The 16,091-nt window shown below is 71.6% G+C and carries 12 protein-coding genes and 1 pseudogene; 5 read left to right on the top strand and 8 right to left on the bottom strand.

What is annotated here, in order from left to right; genetic code table 11:
- Positions 1–3 precede the first annotated feature (3 nt).
- The 3 genes and pseudogenes from BLS95_RS25110 to BLS95_RS25100 form a co-directional block, all read right to left on the bottom strand.
- A pseudogene (locus BLS95_RS25110) lies at positions 4–2,253 on the bottom strand ([protein-PII] uridylyltransferase); the annotation flags it as partial.
- A 124-nt stretch (positions 2,254–2,377) separates the two neighbouring features.
- Positions 2,378–2,716, bottom strand: coding sequence for a P-II family nitrogen regulator (locus BLS95_RS25105; protein WP_090935798.1), 339 nt, complete (start codon positions 2,714–2,716; stop codon positions 2,378–2,380).
- Positions 2,713–4,053 carry an ammonium transporter gene (locus BLS95_RS25100; protein ID WP_245765254.1) on the bottom strand — a complete coding sequence of 447 codons (1,341 nt, stop codon included), beginning with the start codon at positions 4,051–4,053 and terminating at the stop codon, positions 2,713–2,715. The genes BLS95_RS25105 and BLS95_RS25100 overlap by 4 nt, the downstream gene beginning before the upstream one ends.
- A 206-nt stretch (positions 4,054–4,259) precedes the next feature.
- Between BLS95_RS25100 and BLS95_RS25095 the strand changes: the two genes are divergently transcribed.
- A complete protein-coding gene (locus tag BLS95_RS25095; RefSeq protein ID WP_090935796.1) occupies positions 4,260–5,186 on the top strand; it encodes an ABC transporter substrate-binding protein in 927 nt (308 codons plus the stop codon).
- Positions 5,187–5,260: 74 nt separating this feature from the next.
- Here BLS95_RS25095 and BLS95_RS25090 read toward each other — a convergent pair whose 3' ends face one another.
- The 3 genes from BLS95_RS25090 to BLS95_RS25080 form a co-directional block, all read right to left on the bottom strand.
- A complete protein-coding gene (locus BLS95_RS25090; protein WP_090935793.1) occupies positions 5,261–6,202 on the bottom strand; it encodes a sigma-70 family RNA polymerase sigma factor in 942 nt (313 codons plus the stop codon).
- Positions 6,203–6,529: 327 nt separating this feature from the next.
- Positions 6,530–7,852 carry a formimidoylglutamate deiminase gene (locus BLS95_RS25085; RefSeq protein ID WP_143043861.1) on the bottom strand — a complete coding sequence of 441 codons (1,323 nt, stop codon included), beginning with the start codon at positions 7,850–7,852 and terminating at the stop codon, positions 6,530–6,532.
- A gap of 109 nt (positions 7,853–7,961) precedes the next feature.
- Positions 7,962–8,648, bottom strand: coding sequence for an SDR family oxidoreductase (locus BLS95_RS25080; protein WP_090935791.1), 687 nt, complete (start codon positions 8,646–8,648; stop codon positions 7,962–7,964).
- A gap of 162 nt (positions 8,649–8,810) precedes the next feature.
- Here BLS95_RS25080 and BLS95_RS55855 point away from each other — a divergent pair, with 162 nt between their 5' ends.
- Positions 8,811–8,984, top strand: a complete 174-nt coding sequence (locus BLS95_RS55855) for a hypothetical protein (protein WP_176993377.1) — start codon at positions 8,811–8,813, stop codon at positions 8,982–8,984.
- Here BLS95_RS55855 and BLS95_RS25070 read toward each other — a convergent pair.
- The gene (locus tag BLS95_RS25070; RefSeq protein WP_090935785.1) at positions 8,964–9,797 is read right to left on the bottom strand and encodes a MurR/RpiR family transcriptional regulator; all 834 of its coding nucleotides are present in this window, start codon (positions 9,795–9,797) and stop codon (positions 8,964–8,966) included. The genes BLS95_RS55855 and BLS95_RS25070 overlap by 21 nt on opposite strands.
- A gap of 110 nt (positions 9,798–9,907) precedes the next feature.
- Positions 9,908–11,617 (bottom strand): ABC transporter ATP-binding protein, encoded by a 1,710-nt coding sequence (locus tag BLS95_RS25065; RefSeq protein ID WP_090935782.1) that lies wholly within the window; start codon positions 11,615–11,617, stop codon positions 9,908–9,910.
- A 229-nt stretch (positions 11,618–11,846) separates the two neighbouring features.
- On the opposite strand from BLS95_RS25065, the gene BLS95_RS25060 reads away from it, so the two are divergent.
- The 3 genes from BLS95_RS25060 to BLS95_RS25050 all read left to right on the top strand — a co-directional run bounded on the left by BLS95_RS25060 (position 11,847) and on the right by BLS95_RS25050 (position 16,054).
- Positions 11,847–13,223: a DUF4331 domain-containing protein gene (locus tag BLS95_RS25060; RefSeq protein WP_090935779.1), complete on the top strand. Its 1,377-nt coding sequence runs from the start codon at positions 11,847–11,849 to the stop codon at positions 13,221–13,223.
- A 159-nt stretch (positions 13,224–13,382) separates the two neighbouring features.
- Entirely contained in the window at positions 13,383–14,582 is a 1,200-nt protein-coding gene (locus BLS95_RS25055) for a tetratricopeptide repeat protein (protein ID WP_090935776.1), read from the top strand.
- Positions 14,579–16,054, top strand: coding sequence for a nickel/cobalt transporter (locus BLS95_RS25050; protein WP_090935773.1), 1,476 nt, complete (start codon positions 14,579–14,581; stop codon positions 16,052–16,054). The genes BLS95_RS25055 and BLS95_RS25050 overlap by 4 nt, the downstream gene beginning before the upstream one ends.
- Positions 16,055–16,091 lie beyond the last annotated feature (37 nt).

Genomic DNA, 16,091 nt, shown 5'->3' with positions numbered 1-16,091 from the left:
TGGTTATCGCAGTGCGGCTAGCACTTGATCGCGGACTTGAGCCCTCTGCATGCCGTCGCTGAGGGGGCGACCGGCGCGATCCACAACGTAGAAGACGTCCACCGCCTCCGCGCCGAGAGTCTCTACGCGAGCGGCCCTCACGTCAAGACCACATTCCCCGAACGCCCGCCCAATCCGCCACAGGAGTCCCGGCCTGTCATGGGCTCTGACTTCCACTACGGTGGCGGTCGCGGAGGCGTCGTCGACCAGCGTTACGCGAGGTGGGGCCACGGGCACCCGGGGCGGCCGCAAAGATCGCGTACGACGTGCCAATCTCTGCTCGATGTCAAGGCGGCCAGCAAGGACGAGACGGAGATCGGACTCCAGTGTGGCGGGGTCCGGCGGGGACCCGAATTCCGGGATCACGGAGAACTCGATCACCGACGTGGACCCCGCCGACGCGGCGGAGGCCGAGCGGACGACCAACCGGTGGGCGGCGAGCACCCCGGCGGCGCTCCACAGCAGCCCCACCCGGTCGGGGGCGACGACCGTGACCGCTCCGCCGTTGACCCGGACGGCGCCGCCGCCGTGCCGGGCCAGCGCGGCCTGCGTGGGCGACAGGGTCGGCGGCTGCGGCGGCGGCGCGCCGGCCAGTACGGACCTGACCCGGCGGACGAGGTCGGCCACCAGCCCGGCCTTCCAGCCGTTCCAGGCGGCGGGGCCGGTCGCGTGGCCGTCGGCCACCGCCAGCGCTGCCAGCAGGTCGAGCACCTCCCGCGAGCCGACGGTGCCGGCGACCTTCTCGATCGTGACCGGGTCGTCCAGGTCCCGCCTGGTGGCGGTCTCGGGCAGCAGCAGGTGGTGGCGTACGACGGTGGCGAGGGTCTCCACGTCCGCCGCGGGCAGGCCGATGCGGGTGGCGATGTCGCGTACCACGACCTCGCCGGTGGCGGAGTGGTCGCCGGGCCAGCCCTTGCCGACGTCGTGCAGGAGCGCCGCGATCAGCAGGAGGTCGGGACGGGAGACCTCGCGGGTGTGGCTGGCGGCGTTCGCGGCGGCCTCGATCAGGTGGCGGTCGACCGTGAACCGGTGGATCGGATTGCGCTGAGGACGGTGGCGTACGCGCTCCCAGTCAGGGAGCAACTTGACAAGGATGCCCGCCTGGTCGAGCTCCTCCCACACGGGCACGGCGGCGCGGCCCGCGCCGAGGATCGACACGAGCGCGTCCCGTGCCTCCTCGGGCCACGGCACCGGCATCGGTGGCGACTGGGCAGCCAGGACGGACACCGTGGCGGGGGCCAGCGGCAGTCCCGAGTCGGCCGCCGCGGCGGCGGCACGCAGCACCAGGACGGGATCCCTGCGGGGGTTGACGCCCCGGGCCAGCACCACTTCCCCGCCGTGCTCGACCACGCCGTCCGCCAGCGGGCGGCGGCCTCGGGGAGCGGGGCCTGACAGCAGCCTGTCAACGGTCCGCCAGGTGGCGTCGAACGCATGGGTGATCGTCCGGCCGGCCTCGGCCAGCCGGCGCATCAGCGCCTCGGCGTCGAGCAGGCCGAGCAGCCCGGCCACGGCGTCCTGCTCCTGCAGCACCAGCCGGTCGGTGCCGCGGGCGGTGACGACGTGCAGCGCGTGCCGCACGTCGAGGATGAACTCGTACGCCTCCCGCGCCCGGGGACCCGGGGCCGAGGCGACCCAGGCCGCCGCCACGGCCTGCATGGCCTGGACGTCGCGGAGCCCGCCGCGCCCGTCCCTGAGATCGGGTTCGAGGAGGAAGGCCAGCTCGCCGCTGACCTGGGCCCGCTTGTCGGCGGCGGCACGCAGCTCGCCCAGCCGGCGCCGGGAGTCGGCCCGCCACTCGGCCAGCACCGCCTCCCTGGCCTTCCTGGTCAGCTCGGGATCGCCGGCCACGTGCCGGGCCTGGATGAGGCCCAGCACGGCCTTCAGATCCTGCCGGGCGACGGCCACCGCCTCTTCCACCGTGCGTACCGAGTGGTCGAGGCTGACGGCCGAGTCCCAGATCGGATACCAGATCCGGTCGGCGACCCGGCCCACGTCGGCCCGGCCGTTGTGCAGCAGGACCAGGTCCAGGTCGCTGCCCGGGGCCGGCTCACCCCGGCCCAGGCTGCCGACGGCGACCAGTGAGACGTGCTCGCCGTCGCTCGCCGTCCGGAAGAGGTCCTTGAGCCAGCGGTCGAGATCGGCGGTCCGCTCCTTGCGCGCCGCGGCGAACGAGCGGGCCTCACCCCTCACTGCCGTGCCCCTTCGTCGAGCTCCGTCACGGGACGTGTCACTGCCACGCCCACGCCGGGCTCCGTCACGGGACGTGTGGTCACTGCCGCGCCCTCTCGCCGGGCTCCGGTCACAGGGCGTCCGGTCACTGCTGTGGTCCCGAGCTCCGTCACAGGGCGTCCGGACCTCGCTCTCCCGTGCGTACCCGGATGACGGTGTCGATCGGGACGGACCAGACCTTGCCGTCGCCGATCTTGCCGGTGTGCGCGGCCTTGACGATGACGTCGATCACGTCCTCGGCGTCGTCCTCCTCCGCGAGCACCTCCAGCCGCACCTTCGGTACCAGGTCGACCTGGTATTCGGCGCCGCGGTAGACCTCGGTGTGGCCGCGCTGGCGACCGTAGCCGCTCGCCTCGCTGACCGTCATTCCCTTGACACCGGACTGTTCCAGCGCGGCCTTCACGTCATCGAGTTTGAAGGGCTTGATGATCGCGGTGATGAGCCTCATGCGTCCACCTTCTTCTGGGCCGGCTTCTGCTGGGCCGGCTGCTGATTCTGGGCCGGGGCGGCAGCGTTGGCGGAGGTCACGCCGGAGGCGTAGACCGTGCCGAGGTCGTAGCCGGTCTCGGCGTGCGTCGTGACGTCGATGCCGGTGACCTCCTCCTCGGTCGAGACCCGGAAGCCCATCGTCTTGTCGATGATCTTCCCCAGGATCCAGGTGATGACGAAGGAGTAGCCGCCGACCGCGACCGGGCCGAGCACCTGCAGGCCGAGCTGGCCGAGGCCGCCGCCGTAGAACAGGCCCTCGCTCTGCTGCGGCAGGAAGGGGTAGGCGGCCAGGAAACCGAGCGAGACGGCGCCGATGACGCCACCCACCAGGTGCACGCCGACCACGTCGAGGGAGTCGTCGTAGCCCAGCCGGTATTTCAGGCCCACGGCGTAGGCGCAGATCGCGCCGGCCAGCAGGCCGATGACCAGCGCGGCCCACGGGTCCACGAAACCGCAGGCGGGGGTGATGGCGACCAGACCGGCGACCGCGCCGGAGGCGACGCCGAGGCTGGTGGCGTGCCCGTCACGCAGCTTCTCCACGATGAGCCAGGCCCCGGCGGCCATCGCGGTGGCGATCTGCGTGTTCATGAACGCCAGCGCGGCCGTGCCGTCCACGGCCAGCTCGGAGCCGGCGTTGAAGCCGAACCAGCCGAACCACAGCAGCCCCGCGCCGAGCAGCACCAGCGTGAGGTTGTGCGGCCGCATCGGCTCCTTGCGCCAGCCGTGGCGTTTGCCCAGGACGAGGGCCAGGGCCAGGGCCGCTGCACCGGCGTTGATGTGCACCACCGTGCCGCCGGCGAAGTCCTCGATGCCCATGGTGTTGAGCCAGCCGGTGCCCCACACCCAGTGCGCGACCGGGAAGTAGACGATCGTCGCCCAGATGACGCTGAACACGATCCAGGCCCCGAATTTCGCCCGGTCCGCGATCGCGCCGCTGATCAGGGCGACGGTGATGATGGCGAACGTCAGTTGGAAGGCCGAGAAGACCAGGCTCGGCATGCCGGTGCCGTCGTCCTTGGTGGCGGTGTCCACCAGGCTCTGCAGGCCCAGGGCGTCGAACCCGCCGACGATGTTGTTGATCGCCGAGCTGGGATTGTCGGTGAACGCGAGCGAGTGCCCGAACAGCACCCAGGCGATGGTTACGGTGATGATGGCGCCGAAGGACATCATCATCATGTTGAGGACGCTCTTGGCCCTGGTCATGCCCCCGTAGAACAACGCTAGGCCCGGAGTCATCAGCAACACCAGTGCGGTGGCCGCGAGCATCCAGGCTGTGGTGCCGCTGTCGATCTTCACGACGCGACCCTCCCTTACGTGTGACGTGTGGCCACAGCGTGTTCGCCCGGGGTTTCGTGGCTCGACCAGGCGTGTTTCACATTCGTGAATCTCGCCGGACTGGTGTTTCCGCGGAGTTTCGGAGCCATCACTGATCCCCTTCCGGACGGGCTGGAAAGAGCATGCGATACTTAGGCTTGCCTAACCTAAGAGATCAAGGAATCCCCATGCGCCTACGCCTGGCCATCGCCGCCATGCTCCCGTTGCTCTCCCTCGCCGCCTGCGGCACCTCCACCGGCTCCCAGGACGCCGGTCCCACCAGGACCGTCAAGCACGCCATGGGCGAGACGAAGGTGCCGATGACGCCCAAGCGCGTGGTGGTCCTCGACTCGGACAAACTTGACAGCATGGTGTCGCTCGGGCTCGCCCCCGTCGGCGCGGCGCAGGCGGAGGACAACCAGACCTGGCCCGAATACCTCGGCTCGGCGCTGTCGGGCGTCAAGAGCGTGGGCACCCTCACTCAGCCCAACCTTGAGGCCATCGCGGCGATCAAGCCGGATCTCATCCTCGGCTCCAAGTTCCGCCAGGCGTCGTACTACGACAAGCTCAGCAAGATCGCGCCTACCGTGTTCACCGAGCGGGTCGGCATCACCTGGAAGGAGAACTTCCTGCTCGACGCCGAGGCCCTGGGCAAGAAGGACCAGGCCCAGCAGTTGCTGACCGCCTACGAGACGCGGGCCAAGCAGGTGGGCGCCAAGTTCAGCCGGCTCAAGGTGAGCGTCGTACGGTTCCGGCCCACCGAGATCCGCATTTACGGCCCCGACTCCTTCTGCGGGATCGTCCTCGGCGACGCGGGCATCCCCCGGCCCGAGGTGCAGCTCCTGGAGGGCAAGGACGACAGGCGCTTCACCAAGCTGAGCCAGGAGAACCTCGCCGACGGCGACGGGGACGTCCTGTTCTACAGCGCGTTCGGCGAGGAGGCCGCCAAGTCGCAGGCCGAGGTGACCGCCGGGCCGCTCTGGCAGAACCTCAAGGCCGTCAAGGCGGGACGCGCCTACAACGTGGACGACGAGATCTGGATGACCGGAATCGGGGTCACGGCCGCGGGCAAGATCCTCGACGACCTGGACAAGTACCTCACGCCCCTGGTGTGACCCGGCTCGGCGGGGAGGCGACGCCCACGAGCCCGGCCGCCGCGATCGCGGGCCGGGCTCGGTGCGGCCTCGGGTCAGGCGGCGGCCGTGGCCATCTTGCGCAGGCGGGCCAGGGCGTCGCGTTCGATCCTGCGGGCGCGGTCACGCCCGATGCCGTAGCGCTCGCCCACCTCGGTCAGCGTGTGCTCGCGCCCGTCCACCAGCCCGTAGCGCCAGCGCAGCATCTCGCAGGTCTCGCCCTCAAGCCCGGTCAGCCACTGGTCCAGCCGCTCCCGCTCCAGGATGTCGATGGCCTGCTGCTCGGGATCGGCCCACGTCTCGTCGGCGATCATGTCGCCCAGCTCGGTCTCGTCCTCGTCCCCCACCCCGAGCTGCAGTGACACCGGGTCGGAGGCCCACCGCCGCAGCTCGCGCACCCGCTCGATCGGCAGGTCCAGGATCTCGGCGAGGTCGTCGTCGGTGGGCTCGGCGTCGAACTCGGCCAGGATGTCCCGGCGCACCCGCATCAACCGGGTCATCTGCTCCCCCGCATGGGTCGGCAGCCGCACCGGCCGGGCCTGCTCGTGGATGGCCCGCCCCACCGACTGCCGGATCCACCACGTCGCATAAGTCGAGAACTTGTATCCCCGCTGATAGTCGAACTTCTCCACGGCGCGGACCAGCCCCAGGTTCCCCTCCTGGACCAAGTCGATCAGTGGCATCCCCCGCCCCGAGTATTTCCTGGCCACCGCCACCACCAGGCGCAGGTTGGCCTGGATGAACTCGTCTTTCGCGCGCTGGCCCGAGATGGCCAGCCGCTCCAGCTCCTCGTCGGCCGCATCCCCGATCCGCGGCTCCGAGCCCCCGCTGTCGAGCAGCTGCTCGGCGAAGAGTCCCGCCTCTATCCGCTTGGCGAGCTCAACCTCTTCCTCCGCCGTGAGCAGCGGGACCCGGCCGATCTCGGCCAGATAGGTCCCCAGCAGATCGCGATCGGCGACGTGCTGCTCCTGCGTGCGACTCCCCGTAGGCCTTGCCATCCCCAGGCACCTCGTTCCGCAGCTACGTTCTATACCCGGCCAACGTCCGGCCAGAGGCAAAGATTCCCTAAACAGCTACGACCGAGGGAGGGTTCTGGATGTCCTCCTCAAGGAGGAGATCACCGTGAAACGCCTGGTGAAGGCGGGGTGTGCGGGGACGCGCCCAGGAAAGGGCCCCTGACACGGCCCGCTCCGCGGGGCTCGGAGGGCCGCACCCACTCTACGTCCGCACGCCGTGAGCCGCGGCCTAAGCACCCGGGCACCCGTCACACCCTGTGACATAGGGCCTGGCCACGCGCCTCTGAAACGGCGGCCGCCTCATCTCCTTCAGCGTGACTCGGCGATCGCCTCGGACAGCAGGGCGCCGACGTCGCCCAGCCGGTGCCGCCCCCCGGTGACCACCCGGCGCCCGCCGGAGACCACCGAGTGCACGTCCGCCGCCGTGGCCGCGAACACCACGGCCTCCAGCCCCTCCGCGCCCGCCGTCCGTACGGAGTCCAGCCGGACGGACACCAGGTCGGCCCAGGCGCCAGGGACGAGCTGGCCCGCGTCGGGGAAGCCGAGCGAGCTGTGCCCCGCGCCGGTGGCGGCGCCGAGCAGCTCGGCGGCGCGCCAGTGACCGCGCTTCCTGGTGGCCAGCCGCTCGTTCAGCTCCACCGCCCTGGCCTCCTCGAACAGGTCGATCACTGCGTGGCTGTCCGAGCCGAGCGTGATCCGCGCGCCCCGGTCGGCCGCCGTCCTGGCCGGGCCGATGCCGTCGGCGAGGTCGCGTTCGGTGGTGGGGCACATGCAGATGTACGTACTCGACTGCCCGAGCAGCTCGATGTCCACGTCGGTCAGGTGGGTGGCGTGCACGGCGGTCGAACGCGGCCCCAGCGTGCCCCGCTCGTGCAGCACCTGCGTGGGCGTGGCCGCGTACCGCTCGACGCACGCCGCGTTCTCTCCCTGCTGCTCGGAGACGTGGACGTGGAGCGGCGCCGCGTACGTGTGGGAGAACTCGGCCACCACCGGCATCTGGTCCGGCGGCACCGCGCGCACGGAGTGGATGGCCACGCCGATCTGCACGTCGGACTGCCCCGCATAGGCCGAGACGAGCTCCTCGGCCCTGGCGGCCCAGCGTTCGGCGCTCCCGTCGGAGAAGCGCAGTTGCGTGCCGGACAGCGGCACCCCGATGCCTCCGGACAGGTAGCAGGCGTCGAGCAGCGCGATGCGCAGGCCGGCCTCCCTGGCGGCCTGGACGAGGACGTGGCCCATGGCGTTGGCGTCCTCGTACGGCCGGCCGTCCGGCGCGTGGTGCACGTAGTGGAACTCGCCCACGCACGTCACCCCGGCCAGCGCCATCTCGGCGTAGACGGCCCTGGCCAGCCGGAGATAACGGTCGGGGTCGAGCCGGGCGGCCACGTCGTACATGCGGTCGCGCCAGGTCCAGAAGTCCCCCTTGTCCTCCAGGGCGCCGCCGCGCAGTGCCCGGTGGAAGGCGTGGGAGTGGGCGTTGGCCAGGCCGGGGATCGTCAGCCCCGCCAGCCGTTCCGCCGGGCCGGGCGCGCCCTGGCCGATCCACGCGATCCGGTCGCCCTCGACCTCGATGAGCACCCCTTCCGCGACGCCGTCGGGCAGCCAGGCCTGCTCGCACCAGTAAGTCAGCGACACAGGTCCTCCAGCATGTCCGCGAGCGCCACGACCCCCGCCTCGCAGTTTGCCTGCTCGGCGCGCTCGCCGGGGGTGCAGGACACGCCGAAATGGCAGAGTGCCGTTCGGCTCAGTTGACGCGACCGCCCCGGGGCCGGACGGTCAGCTCGGTGAGGTGTGCGTCGGGGCCGGCGTTGACGGCGGCCAGCACCGCCCGCGCCACGGTGTCCGGCCTGAGGTATTTGTCGGGCTCGTACTCCCCGCCCTCGTACGCGCGCACGGACCGCTGCATGTCGGTATCCGTCCGCCCCGGGTAGACGGTCGTGACCCGCAATGCCGGCTCCTCCAGCCGCAGCGCGTCCGCGAACGCCTTCAGCGCGAACTTGCTCGCCGAGTAGGAGCCCCATTCGGGGTTGGCCCGCTGCCCCGAGCCCGAGTTGACGCACACCACGTGGCCGCCGGCGCGGCGCAGCGCGGGCAGCAGCAGCCTGGTCAGCTCCGCGACGGCGATCACGTTGACCTCCATCGTCCGGCGCCACACGTCGGCGGGCAGGTCGGCGATCCTGCCGAGCGTCCCGACCCCGGCACTGTGCACGAGCACGTCGAGCCGCTCCACCCCCGCCACGTCGGCCTGCGTGACCTCCGTCAGCTCCACCGGCCAGGGCCGCGCGTCGGGCAGGCCGGCCGCCACACCGGCGAGCGCGTCCCGGTCGCGGCCGCCGAGGATGACGTGGTGGGTCGGAGCCAGGGCCCGCGCGACGGCCGCGCCCACGCCCCGGGAAGCGCCGGTGACCAGCGCCGTCGGTCGTTCAGTCATGGCAGTCAGCCTATTGAGATTGACATCTGTTCGGCATCCTGCAGCCCGCCTGGCGGCCGGCCATCGTGCTCGGGCGGGTGGCCAAGGACATGGTCGTCCTGGTGTGCCAGGCGGCCCTGGTGCTGATCGTGGCCGTCGCCCTTCTCGTTCGCGCCCGACTGGATGAAGGTCCTCGCGTCGGCCAATCCGCTCTATCACGCGGTCGAGGCGGGACGGGCGCTCTTCGACGGGAGGCTGACAGACGCCTCGATCCCGATCGCCTTCGCCTTCTTCATCGTGCTGGCGGTGCTGACCACGATCTGGTCGATGCGGTCGCTACGCCGGATCGCCGGATAGGAACATGCCGGTCTCGCCGGTCATCCGCTCGTATTCCTCCAGCCGCGCCCGTGTGCGCAGGGGCATCGCGTCGGCCATGGCCTCGACCAGGGCCATGGCCAGGGCGAGCGGGGCCGCGTGCGAGTCGAACACCAGCCGGTCGCCGACGGGCGCGTCCAGCACCACCTCGGCAGGGAAGTCCGACCTGTCGGTGATGGCCGCCACCTTCAGCCCCATCTTCCCGGCGTACTCCAGGGCCTGCACGGCCTCGGCGGGATAGCGCGGCAGCATCACGGCCACCACCCACTCGGCCCCCGCCCGCCGCGCCGCGTGCAGCCCGTCGACCAGCTCGGACCCGCCGTGGACGAGCAGGCGCACGTCGGGATGGATGCGCCGGGCGTAGTAGGCGAAGGTGGTGGCCAGCCCGCAGGAGACCCGCAGCCCGACCACGGGCAACGGCTCGGCGGCGGCCAGTTGCTCGCCCAGCTCCTTCAACGGGAACGCGGACAGGCGCTCCCGGACGAGGGCGAGGTTGCGGATCTCCCCGTCGATGGCCCCGCGCAGCAGGCTCTCCCGCGATCCCCCGGCCTCGGGCCCCAGCACCAGCGGCCGCAGCGCCTGCCGCAGCTCGGGATATCCGGCGAAGCCCAGCACCATGGCGAACCTGGTCACCGAGGGCTGGCTGACCCCGGACCTCTCTGCCAGCTCCACGCTGGACAGAAAGATCGCCTCTTCCAGATGCTCGCCGAGATAGTCGGCGATCCTCCGCTGCGCGGGTGACAACTTCCGGCCATCCAGCAGCACACCCAGCCCACCGTGATATCCGTCCGCCACGCCACCTCCAACGCTGTCCCCCCGGCATTCTCATCCCGCGTGGCCACACCGCGTTCTCATTCGTGCGGCCACGTCGGGACCGTCCGGACTCGCCCGCCGGGGATGCGCGGTCAGCTCACCAGGAACTGCGTGGCGGCCAGCTCCCGGTAGAGCTCGTCCGCGCCGACCAGTGAGGCGTGCGTGCCGACGGCCCGCACCCCGCCCCCTTCCATGACGACGATCCGGTCGGCGTTGGTGACGGTGGACAGCCGGTGCGCGATGACCAGTACGGTCGTCTCCCTGGCGACCTCGGAGATGACCTCGCGCAGCCGCAGCTCGTTGACCGCGTCGAGCTGCGAGGTGGCCTCGTCGAGCAGCAGCAGCCTGGGCTTGCGCAGCAGCGCCCTGGCGATGGCGACGCGCTGCCGCTCGCCGCCCGACAGCAGCACGCCGCGGTGCCCGACCGCCGTCTCCAGCCCCTCGGGCAGCCGTTCCACAAGGTCGTCGAGCCTGGTACGGGTGACCGCGCGGAGCAGCTCGTCCTCCGTGACGTCCGGGGCGGCGAAGAGCAGGTTCTCCCGCAGCGTCCCGGCCAGCACGGGGGCGTCCTGCTCGACGTAGCCCAGGGCGCCCCGCAGCTCGCCCAGCGGCCACTCGCGGATGTCCCGGCCGCCGACCAGGATGCGCCCGCTCTGATGCTCATAGAAGCGTTCGAGCAGCGCGAACACCGTGGACTTGCCCGCCCCCGACGGGCCCACCAGCGCGGTCAGCCCGCCGGGCGGCACCTCGAAGCTGACCCCCTGGTGCACGATCGGGCGGTCCTCGCCGTACCGGAAGACCACGTCCTCGAAGCGGACCCCTACCGGCTGCGCGTCGTCGTGGACGCCGGTCGGCTCGGCCGGCTCGGCCGGCAGGTCCTCGATCTCCTTGATCCGCTTCATCGCGGCGAGCCCCTGCTGGAGCTGGACGCCGCCCTGGACGAGCTGCCCGATCGGCGGCACCAGGTAGAACAGGTACAGCAGGAACGCGACCAGCGACGACACCTCCAGCACGCCCGAGGAGACCCGGGCCCCGCCGACGGCCAGCACGCACAGGAACGCGATCTGCACCGCCATGTAGGTCGCCACCCCGGCCAGCGACGTCCACCCGGCGACCTGGAGCCCCCGGTCGCGGGCGCGTACGGCCGCGTCGCCCACCACGGCGATCTCCCGCTCCTCCACGCCGCTCGCCTTGACGGTCCGGTACGCCTGCAGCGCCCGGTCCAGCACCGCCCCCATCTCCCCCACGGCCTCCTGGGCCTGCGTCTGGGCGCGCTGGATCCGCGGCATGATCAACGCGACCAGCCCGCCGATCAGCACCACCACGAGCAGCGTGACCAGCAGCAGTACGCCGTCCATGGTCGCCATCATGACGATGGCCCCGACCAGCATGAACGCCGCGCTGACCGACTCGACGATGCCGTTGGTGAGCACGGCCCGCAGCAGCGTCGTGTCACCGGTCACCCGCGACAGCAGGTCGCCGGGCTTGAGCCGGTCCACGTCGGCGACCCGCAGCCGTAACATCCGGTCGACGAGCCTGCGCCTGGCGGAGAGCACGATGCCCTCGCCGGTGCGCTCCATCAGGTAGTTGCCCCCGGCCGACACGATGGCGCCGATCACCACCGCCACGACCAGCCCCAGCAGCGGCGCCCCCATCGAGTGTCCCGCGCCGAACGCGTCCACCACGTACTTGGCCAGCAACGGCATCGCGAGCCCCGCCGCTGAGCCGATCAAACCCAGTAACCCGCCCAGGATGAGGATCTTCCTGTGCGGGCGGACGTAGGCGAGCAGCTCCTTGACCACCGCAACCCCCTTAACGACATATCTCGTTTTACCCCAACGATCGGGAGGCGCCTACCGACACCGCCCGCTCGCGTCAACCTAAATTGACGACTCAGGTATGTCAACTCATGTTGACCCTCATTCTCCAGGAGGAGACGACATCCGGACGCGGCGGCCGGACGAATAGGGCGTCGAGGAACCCGGCCGGAAACCTCGCACCTTCACGATCAGCCCTTCGAAAGGACCGAACATGGAGCTCCGGATCAACCGGCGCGCTCTGGTTGGACTTGGCCTCGCCGCCGCGGTCGCCGCGTCGTCGCTGGCCGTGCTCCGTACCGACTCCGGCATCGCTTCCTCGCACCGCGAGGCCCCGGCCATCGCCGGCGACCCGCAGCACGACAACACCGACCTGTACGCGTTCGTCAGCCCCGACAAGGCCGACACCGTGACCTTGCTGGCCAACTGGATCCCGTTCGAGGAGCCCCAGGGCGGCCCGAACTTCTACCCGTTCGCCACGAAGTCCCGGTACAACATAAAGATCGACAACGACGGTGACGCCAAGACCGACATCACCTACCAGTGGACGTTCCGCAACGAGGACAAGCGCGGCACCACCACGTTCCTCTACAACAACGGCCCCGTCACCTCGCTGAACGACCCGAACCTGCTCTTCCGCCAGCGCTACACGCTCAAGCGGATCACCCCCGGCGGCAGCAGGACGCTGGTGGACGACGGCATCGTCGCGCCCAGCAACGTCGGCCGGGCCTCCATGCCCAACTACGCGACCTTGCGCGACCAGTCCATCAAGAGCCTGCCGGGCGGCGGCAGGACCTTCGCCGGGCAGTCCGACGAGGCGTTCTTCCTCGACCTGCGGGTGTTCGACCTGCTCTACCGCGGCGACCTGTCCGGCACCGGCAACGACACCACCAAGGGCTACAACGTCAACACCGTGGCCATCCAGGTCCCGGCCACGGACGTCGCGCTCAAGGGCGATCCCAGGCGCAACCCCGTGATCGGCGTCTGCTCGACCACCGACAAGTTCAACGGCAAGAACTTCGTGCAGGTCTCCCGCCTGTGCAACCCGCTGGTGAACGAGGTCGTCGCGCCCGCCGGCCTGAAGGACGCCTTCAACGCGCTGGACCCGTCGAAGGACGCCGATGTCAAGGCCCTGGTCAACCGGGTCACCGACCCGGAGGTGGCCAGGCTGCTGGAGGCCATCTACGGCATCAAGGCGCCCGCGACCCCGCGTACCGACCTGGTCGAGATCTTCCTGACCGGCATCGCGAAGCAGAACGGCCCGATCAAGGCCGACCTGAACTCGCAGGTGCTCAACAAGGACGCGGGCAAGCTGCGTCCCTCCGAGCAGTTGCGGCTCAACATGTCGATCCCGCCCGCCAAGGACCCGAACCGGCTCGGCGTGCTGGGCGGTGACCTGCAGGGCTTCCCGAACGGCCGCCGCCTCTCCGACGACGTCGTGGACATCGAGCTGCAGGCCATGGCGGGGGCCGCGCTGTCCGGCAAGCTCGTGCCGGGGCTCACCGACAAGGTGGACAGGAACGACAAGCCCTTCGGGCAGACGTTCCCCTACATCCCGCTGCCGAGCAACGTGGCAGTCAACCAGCGCTAACCCTCGCGGCGGGCCGACTCCCTCTCCAAGCAGGCCCGCCCGTTCCCGGCGGCAGACCTCCCGTCTCCCATCGTCTGCCGCCGAACAGAGGGGCCGGCCGGCCGCGTACCCCGTCACGGCCGGCCGGTCCCGCATCCCCGCAGCCCTGGAGCTTTGGACATGCGTGCCTTCGTGATATTCGCCGGCGTGGCCCTCATCGTGGCCACGGCCTTCACCATCGTCTCCTTCGCCACGGCGCCCGCGCCCGTGCCGGTGGCGGCCGTGTCCGCCACCGAGACCCTGCAGCAGCGGCTCAAGCGCCTCCCGGCCGACTACCGCGGCTGGGCCGAACTTGCCGTCCAGTACGTGGACCAGGCCAGGGTCACCGGCGACCCGTCGTACTACAACAAGGCCGAAGGGGCGCTCGACACGGCCGCCAAGCTGAGGCCCGGCGACGACGCCGTCCTCGCCGGCCGGGCCGCGCTGGCCGCCGGGCGCCACGAGTTCTCCGAGGCGATGCGCCTGGCCGAGCGCGCCCTGGACGCCAACCCCTACAGCGCAGCGGCCTTCGGCGTGCTGGCCGACGCGAAGACGCAGCTCGGCGACCTGCCCGGGGCGCAGCGGGCCGTGGACCGCATGCTGGACCTGCGCCCGGGGGTGGCCTCCTTCGCCCGCGCCTCCTACGCGGCCGAGTTGCGCGGCGACGTGGCCAAGGCCCGCGAATACCTCGAACTGGCGCACGGTGACGCCTGGGCCCCGGCCGACCTCGCCTACGCCCGCTACTACCTGGGCGAGCTGGCCCTGCACTCCGGCGACCTGGCCACCGCCGCCGCCTGGTACGCCAAGGCCCTGCGGGCCTACCCGGCCTACACGCCCGCCCTCGCGGGCCAGGCGAGGACAGCGGCCCTGGGCGGCCGGCTGGCCGAGGCACTCGACCTGTACGAGACCGTGGTCGAACGCCTCCCGCTCCCTCAATACCTCATCGAACAGGGCGAGACCCGGCTCAAGGCCGGCCAACCGGCCGACTGGACGCTGCTACGGGCACAGCGCAAGCTGTTCCAGGCCGCCGGCGTGCGTGACGACCTGACGTGGGCCGAGTTCGAGGCCGACCACGGGGACCCGGCGCTGGCCGTGCGCCACGCCAGGGCCGAGTACGCCCTCCACCCGAACCCGGTCGCCGCCGACGCCCTGGCCTGGTCCCTGTTCAAGGCGGGCAAACCCGCGCAGGCGCTGCCGTACGCGAGGAAGGCCACCGCCACCGGGTGGCGCAACCCGCTGCTGCGCTATCACCGGGCCCGGATCGAGCAGGCCCTCGGCCGGCCGGTGCGGGTGGACCCCGGCTTCGACCCGTCCCTGTCCGCACTGGCGAGGTTCTCATGAGAGTCGTCCGGCTCGTCCTGCTGTCCGCGGCCCTGGCATTGTCGCTGTGCGGGAGCGTGCTCCTCGGCCCGGCGGCCGGCGCGCAGACCGCCGCCCACCCGCTGGGGCGGTTCACCGTCAACCACTACAACGGCCTGCGCGTCTCGGCCTCCGAGGTGCTCAACCTCGCCGTCGTGGACCTGGCCGAGCTGCCGACGCTCCAAGCCGAGCCGGCGGTGACGCCCGGGTACGCGGCCGAGCGCTGCGCCGCTCTGGCCGCCGCCCAGCGGCTGGTGATCGGCGGCCGTACGGTGCCGTGGCGGGTCGAGGACACCGGCTTCGCCTACGCACCCGGTGAGGGGGGCCTGCGGACGAGCCGGTTGACCTGCCGGCTGGTGGCCGGAGTCCGCGCGGCCGGTGCCGTGGAGTTCACCGACGGGTTCGAGCAGGACCGGATCGGCTGGCGCGAGATCACCGTGGTCGGCGACGGGGTGCGGCTGACCGGTTCGTCGGCGCCCACCGCGAGCGTGAGCCGGGAGCTGCGGGCGTATCCGGAGGATCTGCTGGCCGACCCGCTCGACATGCGTACCGCCACGTTCACCGTCGCCGGCCCCGGGCTCGCCCTGCCGGCTCGTGATGGCTCCGCCGGCTCGGACACCCCCGGCGGCGGGCTGTCCGGCGACCTCGGCATCGGCGGGCCCGTCGGGGACGCGCTGGCCGCCCTGGACCGCACGTTCACCGGCCTGATCGGCTCGGACTCGCTGACGGTGCCGCTCGGGCTGCTGGCCGTCGGGCTCGCCGTGGTGCTGGGGGCCGGGCACGCGCTGATCCCCGGGCACGGCAAGACCATCATGGCGGCGTACCTGGCCGGGCGGCGCGGCCGACCGCGCGACGCGCTCGTGGTGGGCGCGACGGTGACGGCCACGCACACGCTCGGGGTGCTGGTGGTGGGGTTGCTGCTGAGCGCGTTCACGGCGCTGGCCGGGGAGTCGGTGCTGGGCTGGCTGGGGGTGGCCAGCGGCGCCCTGATCGCCGCCATCGGCCTGCGCCTCTTCCTGAACGCCCGCAAACCCTCCCCCCACGGCCACGGGCACGGACATGGCCACCACTTCGGGCACGGGCATTCGCCCGACCACGACCACGGCCCCGCCCATGACCACGAGCGCGGCAACAAGCGCACGGGCCTGGTGGGGCTCGGCGTCGCCGGCGGGCTCGTCCCCAGTCCCTCGGCCCTGGTCGTCCTGCTGGGCGCCATCGCCCTGGGCCGGACGTGGTTCGGGGTGGCGCTGGTGACCGCCTACGGCCTCGGCATGGCGACCACCCTCACCGTCACGGGCCTGATCCTGGTCAAGCTCGTGGACCGGCTGGAACGCCGTGCCTCGGCCGGCCGCCGCCTGACGGCCGGGCTGTCGGGCCTGGCCCCGCTGGGCACGGCCGCGATGGTCGTCCTGCTGGGCGCGGGCCTGGCCCTGCGTTCGGCGGCCGCCCTCTGACCGGCGCCGGTCGATCGTCGGTGCGGCCATGCGCCCT

The sequence above is a fragment of the Nonomuraea jiangxiensis genome (assembly GCF_900099965.1).
Lineage (GTDB): Bacteria > Actinomycetota > Actinomycetes > Streptosporangiales > Streptosporangiaceae > Nonomuraea > Nonomuraea jiangxiensis.
This window is presented reverse-complemented; position numbering and strand designations above follow the sequence as displayed.

Bases quoted from the DNA above. Each gene is read 5' to 3' on its own strand.
- BLS95_RS25055 (WP_090935776.1), top strand. From the start codon at position 13,383: ATGCGTGCCTTCGTGATATTCGCCGGCGTGGCCCTCATCGTGGCCACG.
- BLS95_RS25080 (WP_090935791.1), bottom strand. From the start codon at position 8,648: ATGACTGAACGACCGACGGCGCTGGTCACCGGCGCTTCCCGGGGCGTG.
- BLS95_RS25060 (WP_090935779.1), top strand. From the start codon at position 11,847: ATGGAGCTCCGGATCAACCGGCGCGCTCTGGTTGGACTTGGCCTCGCC.
- BLS95_RS25090 (WP_090935793.1), bottom strand. From the start codon at position 6,202: ATGGCAAGGCCTACGGGGAGTCGCACGCAGGAGCAGCACGTCGCCGAT.
- BLS95_RS25105 (WP_090935798.1), bottom strand. From the start codon at position 2,716: ATGAGGCTCATCACCGCGATCATCAAGCCCTTCAAACTCGATGACGTG.
- BLS95_RS25050 (WP_090935773.1), top strand. From the start codon at position 14,579: ATGAGAGTCGTCCGGCTCGTCCTGCTGTCCGCGGCCCTGGCATTGTCG.
- BLS95_RS25095 (WP_090935796.1), top strand. From the start codon at position 4,260: ATGCGCCTACGCCTGGCCATCGCCGCCATGCTCCCGTTGCTCTCCCTC.
- BLS95_RS55855 (WP_176993377.1), top strand. From the start codon at position 8,811: ATGAAGGTCCTCGCGTCGGCCAATCCGCTCTATCACGCGGTCGAGGCG.